At 54.8% G+C, this 16,512-nt stretch carries 14 protein-coding genes; 3 read left to right on the forward strand and 11 right to left on the reverse strand.

What is annotated here, in order from left to right; genetic code table 11:
* Window positions 1-251: 251 nt before the first annotated feature.
* The 3 genes from EKK48_09105 to EKK48_09115 all read right to left on the reverse strand — a co-directional run bounded on the left by EKK48_09105 (window position 252) and on the right by EKK48_09115 (window position 3,184).
* Entirely contained in the window at window positions 252-830 is a 579-nt protein-coding gene (locus EKK48_09105; protein RTL43050.1) for a hypothetical protein, read from the reverse strand.
* Window positions 831-1,430: 600 nt separating this feature from the next.
* Complete coding sequence (locus EKK48_09110) at window positions 1,431-2,195, reverse strand: N-acetylmuramoyl-L-alanine amidase (protein RTL43051.1); 765 nt, start codon at window positions 2,193-2,195, stop codon at window positions 1,431-1,433.
* A gap of 347 nt (window positions 2,196-2,542) precedes the next feature.
* Entirely contained in the window at window positions 2,543-3,184 is a 642-nt protein-coding gene (locus EKK48_09115; GenBank protein RTL43052.1) for a hypothetical protein, read from the reverse strand.
* A 264-nt stretch (window positions 3,185-3,448) separates the two neighbouring features.
* On the opposite strand from EKK48_09115, the gene EKK48_09120 reads away from it, so the two are divergent.
* Both EKK48_09120 and EKK48_09125 read left to right on the forward strand, forming a co-directional pair.
* Window positions 3,449-3,685 carry an XRE family transcriptional regulator gene (locus tag EKK48_09120; protein RTL43053.1) on the forward strand — a complete coding sequence of 79 codons (237 nt, stop codon included), beginning with the start codon at window positions 3,449-3,451 and terminating at the stop codon, window positions 3,683-3,685.
* A gap of 59 nt (window positions 3,686-3,744) precedes the next feature.
* Window positions 3,745-4,200, forward strand: coding sequence for a hypothetical protein (locus EKK48_09125; protein RTL43054.1), 456 nt, complete (start codon window positions 3,745-3,747; stop codon window positions 4,198-4,200).
* A 15-nt stretch (window positions 4,201-4,215) separates the two neighbouring features.
* On the opposite strand, the gene EKK48_09130 is transcribed toward EKK48_09125, so the two are convergent.
* The gene (locus EKK48_09130) at window positions 4,216-4,740 is read right to left on the reverse strand and encodes a hypothetical protein (GenBank protein RTL43055.1); all 525 of its coding nucleotides are present in this window, start codon (window positions 4,738-4,740) and stop codon (window positions 4,216-4,218) included.
* A 359-nt stretch (window positions 4,741-5,099) separates the two neighbouring features.
* Between EKK48_09130 and EKK48_09135 the strand changes: the two genes are divergently transcribed.
* Window positions 5,100-7,373: an amylo-alpha-1,6-glucosidase gene (locus EKK48_09135; protein ID RTL43056.1), complete on the forward strand. Its 2,274-nt coding sequence runs from the start codon at window positions 5,100-5,102 to the stop codon at window positions 7,371-7,373.
* Window positions 7,374-7,498: 125 nt separating this feature from the next.
* On the opposite strand, the gene EKK48_09140 is transcribed toward EKK48_09135, so the two are convergent.
* The 7 genes from EKK48_09140 to EKK48_09170 all read right to left on the reverse strand — a co-directional run bounded on the left by EKK48_09140 (window position 7,499) and on the right by EKK48_09170 (window position 15,826).
* Window positions 7,499-7,723, reverse strand: a complete 225-nt coding sequence (locus EKK48_09140) for a hypothetical protein (GenBank protein RTL43057.1) — start codon at window positions 7,721-7,723, stop codon at window positions 7,499-7,501.
* A gap of 161 nt (window positions 7,724-7,884) precedes the next feature.
* On the reverse strand, window positions 7,885-8,415 hold the full coding sequence (locus tag EKK48_09145) for a hypothetical protein (protein RTL43058.1): 531 nt from the start codon (window positions 8,413-8,415) through the stop codon (window positions 7,885-7,887).
* Window positions 8,416-8,521: 106 nt separating this feature from the next.
* Window positions 8,522-9,544 (reverse strand): hypothetical protein, encoded by a 1,023-nt coding sequence (locus EKK48_09150; protein RTL43059.1) that lies wholly within the window; start codon window positions 9,542-9,544, stop codon window positions 8,522-8,524.
* A 17-nt stretch (window positions 9,545-9,561) separates the two neighbouring features.
* Window positions 9,562-10,326: a hypothetical protein gene (locus EKK48_09155; GenBank protein ID RTL43234.1), complete on the reverse strand. Its 765-nt coding sequence runs from the start codon at window positions 10,324-10,326 to the stop codon at window positions 9,562-9,564.
* A 364-nt stretch (window positions 10,327-10,690) separates the two neighbouring features.
* Complete coding sequence (locus tag EKK48_09160) at window positions 10,691-12,877, reverse strand: ABC transporter ATP-binding protein/permease (protein RTL43060.1); 2,187 nt, start codon at window positions 12,875-12,877, stop codon at window positions 10,691-10,693.
* A gap of 182 nt (window positions 12,878-13,059) precedes the next feature.
* A complete protein-coding gene (locus EKK48_09165) occupies window positions 13,060-13,719 on the reverse strand; it encodes a hypothetical protein (protein ID RTL43061.1) in 660 nt (219 codons plus the stop codon).
* 166 nt (window positions 13,720-13,885) lie between these two features.
* Window positions 13,886-15,826 (reverse strand): hypothetical protein, encoded by a 1,941-nt coding sequence (locus EKK48_09170; GenBank protein ID RTL43062.1) that lies wholly within the window; start codon window positions 15,824-15,826, stop codon window positions 13,886-13,888.
* Between the last annotated feature and the right edge of the window lie 686 nt (window positions 15,827-16,512).

A 16,512-nucleotide genomic window follows, 5' to 3' on the forward strand; every position in this document is an offset into this window, starting at 1 on the left:
GGACTTATTTTTCTTCGTCATGCTGCGCTCCTTGGTTATTTTACCTAAGAAGCGGATCTCCATCAGACCGGACTGTCTACTTTTTGGGGGGACCCTCAATTGGACTTCCTGTGCCCGTCCAACTATATGAATTAATAGACACCGGGTTAAGATAATGGTTGGAGGATAACTAGATGACGTGGACTTGGGAGAAAGGGGTCAAGCAGACCCTTTCGGGTCTGCTCGAAATTTAGACGTTGTTGCTCCCGGTGTCAGTCGACTTTGGTCGGATGCATGATCTTCCAGGTGATTGCGGTGATCAAAGTGGTGCCCAGGAAGACGACGTGGATGACCACATGCGTCAGCCATTCCTGTGTCGGCACCGGCGTGATGCTGATGCAGTCTTTGAGTAGCACGACGCTTGAAACGCCGGTGAAGGCAAGCCCCAGCTTGACCTTCAACACGATGGTGTCGATTCTGTTCAGCCACGCAGGACCCTGTGCCGCCAGTCTCTGCTGGAATCGGCGTACATAGATCTGATGTCCGCCCATGATCGTCAAGATTAGCAGTGAGCAGATCATGGCATGGTCGAGCAGGTCGACTATGACCACGAGCAGGTCCTGGTCTCCGCCGTGGGCGCCTGTGATGAACGCCGGCGCGTGAGCGACCAGGGTGCCCACATGAAAGAAGAATCGCAGCAGGTAAACGATCAACGCCACCGTCAAACCTGCATTCACCGGATAGAGGAGCCAGCGCACCTCGAACATCAGCCGTTCGGCAATGCTCGACACCTCCGGTGATTGCACTGCATCCGGTGGCGCCGTCTGGGAAACTGCACTAGTGTCTGTCATAAATTGGTCTCCTGGTTGTGGCAATCTTTGGAGAACTCAGGTTGATTAGAACCCACCTGGTGGTTCTCCGGCTGGGCGGCTTGCTGATTTCTGACCCGGACGTTTCGCGACGATTGTGCGTCCGATGTGCGTGAGAATCCGCAGCTCGAAAGAAGCTAAAGCTGTGTTCTTAAAAGTGCAGGGGCTGATGGTGGTTGGGAGGGATGCCTGAAAAAAACGTAGATCAAAGAGGCTTTTACATTAGCCCTCTGGAAGCGTGTAATCCAGTTGATTGCGACAACCTTACAATTGCTAGATTGCTCCGCTGATGGGCGTTGACCTGATTTCAGTGGAAAAGTTAGCGCAGCTGCGATGTCAAAATGGTGTCACTTAGCCCACCTCCGGACAAATCCTGACGACCAGGGTGGCTACAAAATCTTCTTGAACAGTCGCTTTAATAACTATTTAAAATAGTATAAGTGGGCGCAAAAAATTTGCTGCAGGTTGCGCCCTGACCAGGAGAGGAAGAGCGAAGAAGGGCAAGAAATTCCAAGAAAACACGAGGTTTTCAGGGAATTCCTTGCCTTTTGAAATAAGCGAAACGGCAGCTTCTCGGCGAGCTTACTTCTTGTGGCGGCGACGGCGTCTGGCTTTCTGTTGCATTGCATCAGAAATGTTCTTTCGGCGAACCAGACAAGCCAACCGAGCTTTTGTTTCCAGATCGGCGATGCCGACCTTGCCCGGTGTCTTGAAAATATCCGCCTGGAAGTGGCGCTGGAAGGCGGTGATCAGGACACGCTGGTCGATGGTCGGGCGATAACCGACTTTGACAAGTGCCTTCTGCACATCCGCATCGGTCCAGCCCGCAGAGGTCTTGTAGTCAGCCTGCGTCGGTACCGGCCAGACACCGAGCCCGGTAGCCGCAAGCGACTGCCAATCGAAAAGCTCACCGGGGTCCGGCTTGCGGTCAGGAGCGATGTCCGAATGACCGATGACGTGGAACGAGCGAATCTTGTGGCGATTGACGATTGCTTTGCTCAGGGCGATGACCGATTGCATCTGTACTTCGGGATACGGAGCATCGCCAGTGTTAGCAATCTCAATGCCGACCGAGGAGGAGTTGAGGTCGGTGGCGCCGTCCCAGAACGAGACGCCGGCGTGCCAGGCGCGCTTCTCTTCTGCGACGAGGCGATAGACAGTTCCATCTTCGCCGACCACATAGTGTGCGCTCACTCCCGTGGTGGGGTCGCAGAGCCTTCGAATGGCGTCTTCTGCCGTAGCCATTGCCGTGTAGTGCAAGACCAGAAATTGGACCGATTCACCCTTGCGGTCGTTGAAGTTGGGCGAAGGTCGTTCAACAAACGTGAGTCTGGGATGTTTTGTCATAGAGTTCACCTGAGTAGAGTGAACAAAGCTTTCGCGAGCTGACTTCCCCGAGTGGCAAATCATTCGCCGGGAGACATTGGGTTCCGGGCGTTTGAATCTCACAAATGGAACAGCACGCCTATACAGTCGTCTCGTTGACGAATGAAAGCGTGTTATTCGATTGGCGAAAGGGTCGGGGTGTGGCTAACTTCGAAAGACTGTGTTTGGTGGAGGAGATAAATCAATCATCTTCTACAGATGTGACAAATAGCCATAGATTCGCCTGGTCTTGGCTTCTCAAAGTCCAAGTTAGGTTTCTCGCAGTTCAGCGATACGCGCTAACTGTGCGAGTTGCGCATAGATGCTTGTTAGTTCCCGTTGCAATTGATCTGCGACGATCCGCACGTGTGCGGGTTGTTAAGCTGGATAAATGGACTTTGATTGCCATTTATGAGGAAATTTCCGATCACGTGATTTGCCTCGCCACCCGCCGTGCCTACGTGCGCGATCACTACGCTGTTGATTCTGGCTGGAGAAGATGGCTGGATCACGTATCTTGTAAATCCGTTGCTGAGCGGAATCTGTACGAAACTCTGGCAGGCTGTGGAAACTGTTCCAGTAGGTTCGTTCAGAAACATGAATACGCCAAAAGATTCGTCACCAGTGCAGCCGCCTCCGAGAACATCAAAAGAAATTCGATTCAAAGGCATATTTTTCAGACCCTGCCATTGAACCCCTGCGATTCCGCAACTGCCGTCAGTCGGCACAGTAGTGAGAATATTCAGTTGATTGGAGACGTTGCTGAAAAAAGCGAATCCTTTGCCGCAAAAGAAATTGTTCATAGTTCCGACTGTCAGGACGCCTGGGGGAGTAGCATGTGGCGGAGAGGCAGGCGCTTTACTTGTTTTGTCGCGGGCACCGGCATCGGATACTGTAAACGGCGCGATCAGGCAGATCGCTGCAGCGATCCCCAGCAAATTGCCACTCAGAAATTTAAAAGCTCTTGTCATACGAAATTCTCCCCTTGATATAAACATCTTACTCCGCATGCATGAACGACCAGAGTCACGAATCAGGGCTTGTAGCCAACTAGCCACGCGTTCAACGCTGTCGAATTATTTTTGCCTGTAAGCTTCTTTTTCGATTTCGCTCCCGTCTTGAAACGACTGGTTGTTGTTTTGGTTATCTTGATTCTCTTCGCGCAATAAAAAAGAGCGGCTGTAAATACTTGATTGTTGTGGGCTATAATCCGCAAGACTATTCGGAAAAAACCCATGGCATTAAACCTTCAACACCTCGGAAAGCTAATCAAAGAGCGTCGCGAAAATCTTGGTCTGTCCCAGCAGGATGTAGCTGATGCAACACACCTGCATCGAACTTACATCAGTGACATTGAACGTGGGCAACGGAACATAACGATTGGTTCATTGCAACGCGTAGCTATTGCACTCGATATACGTTTGTCTACTCTGGCGCGTTTGGCTGAAGTTGCAGAGGCCGAGGGCGAGTAAAAATTTGCCTTGTTTGTTATTGTTAATGGGTGTTCTGATCGACATCGGAGTTTGTTTTGATGAAGAATTTGAAATTTCGTTCACTGTCTGAAAATGCCGGCGCTACTCTAGCCTTAGCTGTAATTCTGAGCTCTGTCTGTTGCGGCAATGCTGCCCTGGCTGGACCTGTCAAAGAGGGTGTCGATGATGCCGCAGGCGGCGTCAAGAAAGCAGTGAAGACGACTGACGGTGGTGTTAAGAAAGCGGTCAAAACCACTGACAGTGGAGTTAAAAAGGCCATTGAAACCACTGATGGCGGTGTTAAAAAAGCGGTTAAAACCACTGACGGTGGAGTTAAGAAAGCTATAGAAACTACAGACGGCGGCGTCAAAAAGGCTATTACTGTCACCGATGGTGGTGTCAAAAAAGCTGTTAAGACAACCGACGGTGGCGTCAAGAAGGCTCTTAAAACCACAGATGGTGGCGTGAAGAAGGCTGTGCGCTCGACTGAAGATCTTGTCAAAAAGGTTTTCTAACAACAGAAGCTCGGCTTATTGTTTAACGAAAACTTTCAGCTCCGCTGAATCGGCGTTCAGTATTGCCAGTTCAACGTCTGGATCTGTTGCCTGCCATTCTGCTCTTTTGTTTGTTTTGAGCAGATTGGCACCTGCGGCTGTTTTCAGATAATAGAATCCATGCGCAGCCTTATTGATAGCGGTGGTAACGGTGGCATCGTCGTAACGCGCTGTCACCGTCTTTTTCAGCTCAGGCGAAAGTGGCAGGGGATGCCAGATTTCGCTTTTCTTTTCAACAGATCTGCTGTACTCCAGGTATTGCGTCGGAGTGAATTTAAATGCGGCAGTGAGAAACAAATTCTTCCGGTCAGCCCAGTGTGACTCGTCTTCAGGTGTGCTTTGCACAACTAATTCGACTTCCTGCGGCACGTTGAATTCGCGAATCACCCAGTCTCGGTCAGAGTGTCTGGCGCAACCGGTCAAAGCTGAGCTTACGATGGTCAGGCACAATAGTGCTCCGATTCTTCTGGAAACTTTTCTGCAGTTGCGAGCGAGTGACATACTAAGACTTTAGCTGCTTCAACTCCAAAAAGACAGAAAGCGAGAGACTAGCTCCCGCCACTGCTTGCCCTAAATTTGCTCGAAAGGGTCCCTTTTCTCTGTCGTGGGTCCGTAAGCTGTCCGCTTGCTTGATTCTGCGGCTCGCCTGCTCTCGATGTCTTTACTTTATCCATCAGTTGTGACCAAAGAGTGGCTTCTCTGTGACAAAACTATGGCAAGAGAGAATTTCCTGTTTGAAACCAACTGGTGACCTTTTCGAGGATTTTACTCAGCCAAGATGTTAGGCTTTTGGACCCGGTCGGCGCCTACTTGTTGTCAGATGCGGCTCTTGTTTTGAAAATAATGGATGAGGTTGAGGCATGAAAAGACTGATGGGAGTTGTCCTGGCTGCAAGTCTATTGTTCAGCCAGCAAGCGGTTGTCCTGGCTGAACAGCAGAAGCCTGCAGAGAATCTTCTACCGGCGCCGCAAGAAACTCCGACACAACGTCCGTCCGAAATTAAGGCGGCTATTCCAAATCATCCGCGTCAGGTTTTGAAACACCAGGGACATTTTTTGGTCATGGATGAGACTGGCTTGATGCCCGGTGATTCGAATCTTGGTTGTGGGCTTTATCGCGACGATACGCGATATTTGAGCGAGTGGGATTTAAGTCTGAATGGAGAAACGCTGACTTTACTCAGCGCTAATACTGAAGAAGGATTTGCCGGTCGCTTTGTTTACGGAAACAAAGGGCCTCGTCAAAAGCCGCTCGATAAGCTGCTTCCGGAGCAATCGATTGGGGTGGAGCGGAACGTTGTCATCTCCAATGCTATGCGAGAGCGTCTGGTGTTGACGAACTACGGGGTTGAAACTCAAAATCTACAATTCGATATCAAATATGATTCCGACTTTGCCGACATGTTTGAAGTGCGCGGGCAGAAGCGCACCAGCAGAGGAGAGTATGCCGAGCCGCTCATAGACAGCGATCGTAATCTCGTTGTTCTCAAATACGTTGGACTCGATCAAGTACCGATGAAAACGCTGATCAGTTTTTCAGGAGCGAAACCCAGTTCGCTGACGCCGCACGGGGCACAGTTCAAGCTGACGATGGCACCCAGGTCGACGGTCGAAATTGAAGCTGTTGTCGCTACTAAAATCGGTAATGAGCCTGATGTGCCGCTTTGGGATGCTAAAGAGTGGAGCTTTGCCGCGCAAAAGTCCACAGTTGAAGCTCAATACAAACAATGGCGCAATGCCGGGGCATCGATCGAAACCGACAATCTTGATTTTAATCGTCTCTGCGAGCGCAACTTCAAAGATCTCTTTATTTTGCGCCAACCGACGCCCCATGGTGAGTGTCTGTCAGCTGGGATTCCGTGGTTTACAGTTGCTTTTGGCCGGGATCAGGCCATAGCGGCTCATGAAACGCTTCCACTTTTGCCTGATATGACGCGCGAAATTTTATCGGTTCTGGCCTCCTATCAAGGCACCAGGTCTGATGATGTTACGGAGGAGCGCCCGGGGCGCATTCTGCATGAGTTGCGCCTGGGCGAGATGGCGCGCTGCAAGGAAATTCCATTCAGACCTTATTATGGAACCGTCGATGCGACGCCGCTCTGGCTCTCGATGCTCGGGCAATATGTGCAATGGTCCGGCGATTATGAATTTGCACGCAAGTTGTGGCCGAATGTAGAAAGAGCGCTTGCCTACCTCGATTCAGAAACCGCGGATTATCCGTATCTAGTCTATGGAAAAAAGAAGGGTGCCCTCAGCAATCAAGGGTGGAAAGACTCGGTCGACTCGGTACTGTATTCGAATGGTGAGTTGGCCAGGCCGCCTATTGCTTTAAGCGAAGTGCAGGGCTACTTGTATGAAGCCTGGCATCGCACCGCCGATCTGGCCAAACATCTGGGCTATGCTCAGGTGAGCGACCGTCTCAATGCAAAGGCTGAGGCTCTGCAAAAGCGCTTCCAGAAAGACTTTTGGATGCCGGAAGCACACTTCATGGCAGAAGCTCTGGATGGAAATGGCAAACAATGCGATGTTGTTTCTTCGAATCCAGGTCATACAATGTCTTCTGGTATCAACACTGAAGCTCAAAATCTTCAATTGTCCGACAAGATTTTTCATGCTGATATGAATTCGGGATGGGGAGTGCGTACCTTATCGTCGGCCGAGCGTGCTTACAATCCGCTCAGCTACCATGATGGCAGCATATGGCCGCACGACAATGCCATTATCATCGAGGGGTTGTGCAAGGTTGGACGCAAGCGTGAAGCCGGTATTATATCTGGTGGCATTTTCAAAGCGGCTCTGTCTCAGCCGGATTATCGTTTGCCTGAACTCTTCTGCGGCTTTTCGCGCCAGTATTCAGATAAACCAATATGGTATCCGGTTTCCTGTTCTCCTCAAGCATGGGCTGCAGGGAGCATGTTCCTCATGCTGGAGAGTCTGCTCGGATTAAGAGCCGACGCGCCCAACAATACTCTTTATGTCTCCAATCCAACCTTGCCTGACTATTTGAATATGGTGACAATCAGGCATTTGCGAGTTGGGACTGATAGTGTCGATCTCAAATTTTATCGCCAGGGTGATGCCACCAGATGTGATGTGCTTGGTAAGGCTGGAAAACTTCAGGTGGTGTTTAAGTAGAGGTCAGTTTGTCAGTTGTTCGAGTTGTCCATAAGGGGCGGGGCGCATGTTAGTTGTTTGAGTTGGCTATGATGGGCGGGACGCATGTTAGTTGTTTGAGTTAGCTATGATGGGCGGGACGCATGTTAGTTGTTCGAGTTAGCCATGATGGGCTGGACGCCTATGCCTGAGCCCGGTCTGAAGAAGTGGTGCGTAACCGCGGGTCTGGCAGTCAGGGACGGTACGTCCGGTGTAAAGCTAAGATCCTTTCTGGAATCGCTTCTCAATGATGCGTTTAATGATGTGCTCATCGTCAGTGCGGCTAATCCGACGATCATTCCAGCGGTCAGAAAGCCCAGATCTCTTGCCATTTCTTTGCCCTCGCTTCGTCGTGTCGGTCGATGGAAAGATAGTAATTTTTTGTTTTGGCAAAATCCGGGCATTTTAAGTCAGCCTCTCTAACTCGTCGGGCGTCGGCAGCAACGCCCGCTGAGTCATAGCATGCTCTAGAAGGGCGGGGGTAAGTCCGGTGCTAGTTCAGGCACGGAGTCAATTCGCATCGTAAGCAATGCAGCCGTCTGGCGGCTTTGTCGTAAAGGGCGGTGTCTCCGGCTCGAATCAAGTTCGAGCAGTGTGTGCACGGGCCGTCGTACCTGACGCTGATGCCGATTAATTCAGCATTCGACTCGCACATTGAAAGCTGGCAGATGAGCTTGCGAGCATCACTATGAGCGGCATGATTGTCTACCAAATTGCCGACCACTTGCGACAATTCCTCAGAATTGGAGAGATTTTTTCCCACGGCCTGAAGCTGTTTGACCCTATCCATCAGCAGTTGTAACTCTGGTGTTTCCGTGACTTTTTCCAGCCCCTGTCGAGCCAGGCTGGCTGTCGATCTGCCACAAGGAACACAGCGCACACGTACGCTGGACAGTTTGTCGTAGAAGATCAGATCACCGGTTGAAATCATCGCGCCGCATCCGCACACGGTTCTGTAACGCGCCTGCATCAGTTTGGGCGCGACCCTGATGGTATCTTTTGCTGGTTTCCGCAATCTGGCCATAAATGCACCTCGTTATAACTAACCAGATTGCACTGTAATCAATTTGACAGAACACCAGGCTGTGCAATTGCGCAGTCCTTCTCTTGTATTTATTCGGTTTTGCCCATCAGTCGTAAAGTTCGACGGTCTCTTTTTTGAGCAAAGCTGGTTTTATTCGCCCATCTTTTAGCGACAGGATGTCTCTAGTTCGCTCGACTGCACGTGGTGCGTTTGGGTTGACGCGAACGGCAGTGCCGATAATGCTCACCGTCAGGTTGTGGTGCTCTCGTTCGTACCCTTGATTTTGCATTTCGCCCATATCGGGTCCTCGCAGGCGTACTTCCTGCAGCTTGCGGTCGATAGTGACGCCGACTATGCCGTTTGCACCAAGTCGCCGTGCCTGATCGTGCATATTGTCGAGAGCGCGATTGCGAGCCCGTCCGAGACCCAGACTGAAGTGGTCGAACTCGGTGTTGCCGAATGATGTATGAATATACTCATCCTGGGCTGTGGTGAACAGAAACCATGTGCAGTAGCCCCAGACGAGACCTGCGGCGTCGAATCCAGCTCTATGCAGTGCCCACCACTCCTGCACTGAGAGATCGCTGAGAAAGGGTCTTGACGGCATGTTACCCGGTCCTTGCACGGCTGTGCCCATGACCTGAACTTCGACCAATTTTTCGCCCCATTCATGGCGAATCATCTTCAAAGTAACGCCTACTACTCCGTGACCGCCGATCAAGTACAATTCCTGTTCCATGCGCGAAACGGCAAGAGTCGTAGCTTTGTCGTAGGCATGCGATAGGACTGTCACCTCACAATCGGTCATTGATGCGAAAGCCTGACCAACGTGCCAGACGGCGCTGCCCATCACGAGACCGCGCGGACGGTAGCCGTGTCGGCGCAGCAGTGCCAGTTCGTCGGGGGCGAGGTTGCTTGTGAATATGCAATTTTCCTGGTCTGCATTTTGTCCGAGTTCTTCCAGTCTTTGTTTTGCCTGAATGGGAATGCCGCCTTGAGCCAGTACCTCAAGGTCGATGCTCTGTCGCTCAAGCTCGGATTGACGCACGTCTTCAATTCGCTGTTTGAGTTCTTTTCTTCGTTTTTCTTCGTCGGGATCTTTCGGTCCGAACCATTTCGTGAAAACCATGATATTACCTGTGGTGCTCAGTCGATCAGAGGCAGCACCAGAACTGGTGGCTCGATGACGTGGTCTTTGCTGATTTCCTCTACGGCTGTGCCGATGGCAAAGAACTCGATTACTTGCGGACCCCAGGCATGCGTTTTTTCATGAATGTTGGCTCCGACGATGCCCTTGGCGCCTAATTCTTCAGCTTCTCTCTGCATGCGTTCCATAGCCAGTTCCCGACTGTCGTAAAGTGCTTGAGTGTACTGCGTCAGTTCGACGTTCTGGCTGAAGGTGCGCATGTACGAGAGGAAACCTTGTTGTGCGACATGATAGACGCAATTTCCCATCACCATTCCGAGCGGTCTGTAGCCTGAGCGCAGGAGAATGTAAAAGTCTTGCCCGGTCAGGTCTGATGTGAATGGGCGTCCGCGCTTGTTCTTAAAGCGATGAGGGTCATTTCGGTGCACTACAGCAGTTCCCATGGCGACAAATTCAGCGACATGAGAGCCCCATTCTTTGTGATTGACGTCAAGCCGTACACCGACGATACCGTCGGCACCAAGTGCGTGAGCCTCTTCTTCCATGCGGCTCATGGCCAGTTCGCGAGCGTGATACATGGCTTGTGTCAGCACTGTCATTTCCTGGTTTTGGGTCCATGCAGCCATTTGATAGCCGACATGGTAGATTGAGCTGCCGACGACGAGCCCGACTGGGTCGAAACCAGCTTCTTTGACCAGCAGAAACTCACTTGTCGAAAGATCGCTTGTGAAAAGCCGCCTGTGCTGCTCATCCTGACCACGCATCTCGACCAGCCGCTCTTGCGCATGTGCCGGTAGAGCGTTGAACTCCGGGTCATCTTCATTCACTGTGGCTCACCTCATTTGGCTGTGCACGCCATGCCGACTGGCTTGCGATGCAATTGTGTGACGGTGCTCGACCTGACTGGTTATCAGTCGATCAGGACTCAACATCATAGAACTTTCAGAGCTGCTTGGCCTCTCCATGTTTGTTATACTGTAGATTATAGTATAACGCGAGAAAAAGTGAAGAAACCAAGGCGGTACCTGGTTTCTTCGTTGATGAAAGCGCAGACGAGGCGCAGGGAGGAGCGATAGATCCGAGCTTGCGCTGCGGGTTTTCTCGCTCCTCCTCGCCTAACACGCTGGCTTACTGACCAGGTGCTTCGACTGCACGCATGCGCCAGCCGCCCTTGCCGTCGCCCAGAAGCTGCACCACATCGTGGTGGAACTTCATCAGACCAGGCTTGTGCGTGACGCTCAGCAGGGTCATGCCGTGGGCAATCATCTGCTGGTACAGGTTCTCTTCGTTCTTCGCGTCGAGACCCGAAGTCGCTTCGTCGGCGATGACCAGACGCACCTTGTTGATCAGGGCACGTGCCACCACCAGACGCTGACGCTCACCACCCGAGAGCTTGTCCCAGTTGTAGAGCGAGTCCAGCCCGCCGACGCGTTCGACGAAGTCTTCCGGCAGGTTGACCTGCTTGAGCACGGCGATGAGCTTTTCGTCGCTGACGTTCTGCGCAGACGGATACTGGATCTGATCTCTCAGAGTCGCATCCATCGGCAGGTAAGCCAGCTGTGTCAGCATCAGGCGTTCGCCGATGCCGGGCACGCGAATGTTGCCTTCACCGCGGTTCCACAGGGGCAGACCGACGATCGAGCGCAAGAGCGAGGTCTTGCCCGAGCCGCTTTCGCCGACGATGGCGACATTGCGACCAGGCACCATGTGCAGGCTGAAGTCCTTGATGATGATCTTCTCGCGATCGGGCGTGAAGAGCGTCAGGTTGTCGATGTCGAGCAACTGACGCGAGTCTTCCTGGATGTTGATGCGCGTGGAGCCGTCCTTCTCGACGTTGTCGAGGCGTTCCAGTTCGTCACGCAGCTCGCCCACACGGTTGACGCTCGCCATCAGGCCGGTCAGTGCACTGAACTGCGACACGAAGATCGACGCAGAAGAGAGAATTTCACCGAAGGCACCGACCGCTTGCGAGATCGTGCCGAAGGCGACCTGGCCGGCGAAGTAGAACGGTGCCAGAGCACCGTAAGGCAGCAGCGACGCCACCTGGTTGTAGCCCGAGGTGAAGAAGCCGAGGTTCCGCTGCCAGCGCACGATGGCGTAGTTGTTCTTCAGCGACAGCATGAAACGCCACCACAGGCGGTCATACTCGCGCTGTTCGCCACGGTAGGCGGCGATCGGCTCGGCGTACTTCTCGAACATCACCATGCCAACACGATAGTCGGCACCGAGTTGCTTCTGCTTCGCCTGCAGTCCGATCAGACGGGCGCCGACACGCACGACTCCGTTGGAGCCCATGAGTGCGTAGCCGATCAGGATCCAGAGCAGCAGGTGTTGAATCTGGTAGACCTGACCGAAGAGCGGAATGTTGTAGGTGAGACCTTCTTCAGCCTTCCAGAGAACGTGGCCGAAGAGGCAGAACGTCACCACCGAGTCGACGATGGAGAACATGAAGGACATCGCCGCCGAGCACATGGCAGGCACGTCCTGCTGGATGCGTTCGTTCGGGTTGTCCGGGTTGCGCGACAGGCTGATCGGGTAGTAATGCCGGGCCTTGGTCATGTACAGACGCATCATGAAACGCGTCGTGAACATCGTCCACTCGAGAGTGAGCAGGTTCTTGACGTAGGAATAGACCGGTCCGAGAATCGTGTAGATGCCCAGCACGGTGGCGAACGACCAGAGAATTTGCGTGAACGCGGCGGCGTTCTTCTCGGTGATCGAGTTCATGAACGCGCCGTTCAGGCTGTTCATCTGCACGGCCAGCATGTTGACCAGGTAGATGCCGAGACCCGAAAGAGCGATCAGCAGCCACGCCTTGACGAATTCCGGAACGCTGAACAGCTGGCGACCGGCGATGAAGCGCGGCAGCGGCAGCAATGATTCTTGCCATTCCGGCTTGGGCAGGCTCTGCCAGAACTTGCGGAAGACGGCAAGCCCGGCGACGATTTCGGCGGCGATGAACCACTGCCCGAGGGCGGCGTGCATGCCATCGCTCACCGGAGAGGTGAGGAAGAAATACAGCGCTGCGCCGCCGGCCAGCCAGGCGAACGGCATTGCCACCGTCTTCGGTGTCAGCGCGTTCTTGAAGCGATGCGCCCAGGGAACCGGAATTCCCTTGGGGATGGTGACCACCCACTTGTCGGTGGAGAGCAGGAAGGGGTAGAAGAAGCCCCAGATTCGACCGGCAGAACCGTGCGTGTCACGCTTCTTGTAGAGGTCGACATAGCCGAACGAAAGCACTGATGCCGCAAAAGCAATCAACTGCCAGGAGAGCCAGACGACTGGCTTAGTCAGACTAGAGATACGATTGAACATCGCATACTCCCTATGTTTTGGAGCCGTCTGCCCGCAGGCTAGAGCGACTCTGGTTACTTCAATGACTGGCCAGACTGAGGGACTTCCGGTTATGGAAGTCCCTCAGAACTTTGGTGTTTGCCCTAGGGATACGAGGCAGAGACACCGTGACGTGGTGCCGTCGACCAGCCGCTCTTGCGGGGTTACTGGGCCAGCTTCTGCTGCAGCACGTTGCCGATCTGGTTGGCGAGCTCTTCGCCGAAGATCTTCTTGCCGAGCTGATTCATGCGGGTCTGGGTGTTCTTCATGGCGGCGTCGTGGATCGGGCCGACCATCTCGTTGGCGTCGTCGAGCGGCTTCATGGCCGCGTCGATGTCGGCGATCAGGGCGGCGATGTCCTTCTCGGCCTTGAGCTTGGCGCCGACCGCTCCGAGCTGCTCGAAGCCGCCCATGAGCTGCGCGCGCACCGGCATGACCTGCTGGTCGAGCGGCACGGCCAGGTCGATGACCTTCTGCACCGAAGCGGTGTAGCTGTCCTGGGCGGTCTTGGCGGCGGCGTCGTTGCCGGCGTTCTTGGCGTCGACGTAGGCCTTCGCGAGGGCGGGCAGTCCGTCCAGCTCGGTCTTGATCTGGGCCAGGGCGCCGGCCACCTCGGGCGAGCTGATGCCGGTCTTGAAGCGCGTCAGCACGGCGACCGCGCCCTTGTGGTTGGCGTCGTAGATCTCGGCCTGCGACTTGCCCTGCACCGCGGTGGCGGCGGCGGGGGTCTTGGCCTTGGGCGGCGCAGCCATGGCGACGCCCGAGAGGGAGGAGAGAGCGAGGGCCGCAGCGGCGGCGGCCAGAACGATGGACTTGCGGATCATGGTAGTTTCCTTGTCAGTTACATGCCACTGCCGGCAGTGGCTGGATGAAATCCGGCGTCCGCACTCGAGTGAGAGCGGATTAAGAGTCGACGGCGCACGCAGTTGCCACCGTGAAGTGGTTGACCGCGTGCGCCTGGTTCGTCGAAGTGTTCAACAGGCGCAGCTGTTACTGCTCCTGCGATTCGTCCAGCTTGGTGAGCGGCAGCCGATCGGCGGCGTCCCGCTTGGCCATCTCGTCTTCGAAGCGAGCGTCGTTGATCTTGGCGCGCTCGGCTTCGATCGCCCGAACGGCCTTGATGTGCGCCGACAGTTCACGCAGAGTGGCGACAGCCACATCGCGCTGAGCGTCGGTCTGGCCGTAGTCCTTGGGCTGTTCGACGATCTTGTCGGGGATGATGCCCTTGTGCTTGGTATCCATGCCACCGGGATAGAACTGCCCGTTGGTGATCTCCATGCCGCCACCTTCCGGAAGCGGGAGCTCCGGCATGATGGCACCCTTGCCGGCGCTGCCCTGACCGACGATGACGGCCCGGTGCGTCGCCTGCAGTGCGCCCGCGAAGATTTCCGAGGCGCTGTAGGAGTCGACGTTGATCTCGACGGTGATCGGCATGTCGGGCGAAATCGCCGGCAGAAGCGGGTTCTGTTCGACAAAGCCGGGGTTGCGAGCAGCGGCGACGCCGTAAGACGGGTCGTACGCAACGCGCTTGGCGGCCTGGATCTGCTTCTCGGAGTCAGGGTCGGTCGTCTTCTTGGTGGCGATGATGGAGAAACCATCTGCCATCGAGGTCTCGACCTGGGTGAGCGTGTTGGCGCCCACATCGCGCTGCACCTGCTTGAGGATCAGACCGCGCGGCACGAGCATCTCGAGCATCGCCGTGACGTAGTCCAGGCGACCGCCCGGGTTGCCGCGCACGTTGATGTTGATGCCGATCATGCCGGCCTTCTCGGCGCCGGTGATGGCGTCGTAGAAGTCGTCGAGCAGGAAGTCGTTGGTGAAGTTCTCGATCTCGATGTTGCGGATGCCGTCGACATCGTGGATGGTGACAGCACGCTGCTTGACCGCATCGCGGGTGAGCGTGAAGGTGAGCGGAATCAGCTTGCCGGCAGAGTTCTTGCGCAGCACCTTGAGCCCGACGGACGAACCCAGGTCACCGCGAATCAGCTTGATGGCGGCGTCCTGGCCCATGCCCGCGACCGGAGTCCAGACGATGGGGTCGGTGCAGCCGTCGGGCTTGCAGAACGTGCCGACGTCGGTGACGATGTCGCCCGCCTTGAGGATGCCATCAGCCGGACCCTGACGCACGGGGGCGTCGATGATCAGCTCGTGGCCGGGTCCGATGATCGCAAGCGCGCTCATCTTCTCCTCGTATTCCTTGCGGGTCAGGCCGGAGGCGGGGGCGTTGCCGAAGATGGCCTTCTGGATCTCCCACATGTTGTTCATGCGGAGGATGGCGCCGATGCCGCCGTCGAGGACCGGATGCCGCGACTGCTTGTCGATGGCCGCGGCTTCTTCGGCGTTGTGCACGAAGTCGAAGCGCTCGTGCGTGAAGTCGCGGGCGCGGCGAATCAGGGCGAAGGTGTTCTTGATGCGATCGGCTTCGGAGACGCCGTCCATCTTCAGGTAGTCCGAGTTGATCCAGACCTCGGGAGCGAACTGCTTCTCGAACTCGGCGCGCTTGGCGTCATCGGCCAGCGGCATGGAGAAGGCGCGGATGAGCTGGAACGCGCACGTGTACTCGTGCACGCTGTTGAAGATGCCGGGCGCCTTGGAGCGGCAGTCGTTGTCGATGCCCGCCGAGTTGGCCTTGGCAGCGACGGTGGGGGCGGGAGCGGCCTTGGCCGGCTTGGAGGTTGCAGGGGTCGCCGGCGCCTTCTTGGCGACGTAGACGAAATCAGACGAGACCGGCGGCGAGGCGAAAACGCCAGACGCCGGCAAAAGCAGGGCGACGACAGCAGCCGTCACACGCAGGAACTTTTTCATGATGGGACTCCTAACGGTCACGAAGGAGCGGACCGAGTTGTGTCGATTCGACAGTTCGCGCGCCGCGCGGTTGCTGTCATCTGCAAAGTTGTCGCCAGTCTCCGTCGACGTCGAAGGTTGGCGCATGATTCTGTGAGTAAAGCGGTCGTAGTAAAAAGCGAGGGCAAAAGCATGCTCCCGTTGATTGGACAGCGCTCAGTCGCAGCATCTCGAACCTGGGGGCTCGATTTGCAGTCGGAAGTTCAACCCGGGGCGAACTTAGCGGAGCCGTTAAACCTATCTGTGAATCCACGCCGAGCCATGATTTATCTCAGTTCTTCTCGAGCCAGTGCCGTATCTCCACAGCGGTGAGCTGGTGGAAAGTGCGGCTAAAGTGCGAGCTGGCTTGAGGTGTGAGGTTTGCTCGTGGCTTTGGGTCGGACGATGGATATGCCCTATATCTCTATCAAGTCTTAAGATTCTGAGCTACAAAACTTTTGTATACACGCGCGCGTAATATCTGTTTACATAATTACATGGGGACTGCAGTGATCGTCCGAAACGGGCTTCCCATAAGCTTCTCAGGTGCACACCGCGGAACCCGGCCAGTATGTAACGCAGTCATCTGAGCTACGCGAAGACGGGGATATTTTGCTCAAAAGGCAACTGGTGACGATGCACGTTTTTCTTGTCTGTAAATCAGTCACAAATGGTGCCATCTTGCGCTAGCCAAATCTCAAGCATCTGGGTGCTCTGGTTGCCTTCGAAGTGTTAAACGAAGCGCGTGACCTTGCCTTCAGATTCGCACAGCTAGATCAGGTTCATAACAGTTT

It is taken from the genome of Candidatus Melainabacteria bacterium, assembly GCA_003963305.1.
GTDB lineage: Bacteria > Cyanobacteriota > Vampirovibrionia > Obscuribacterales > Obscuribacteraceae > PALSA-1081.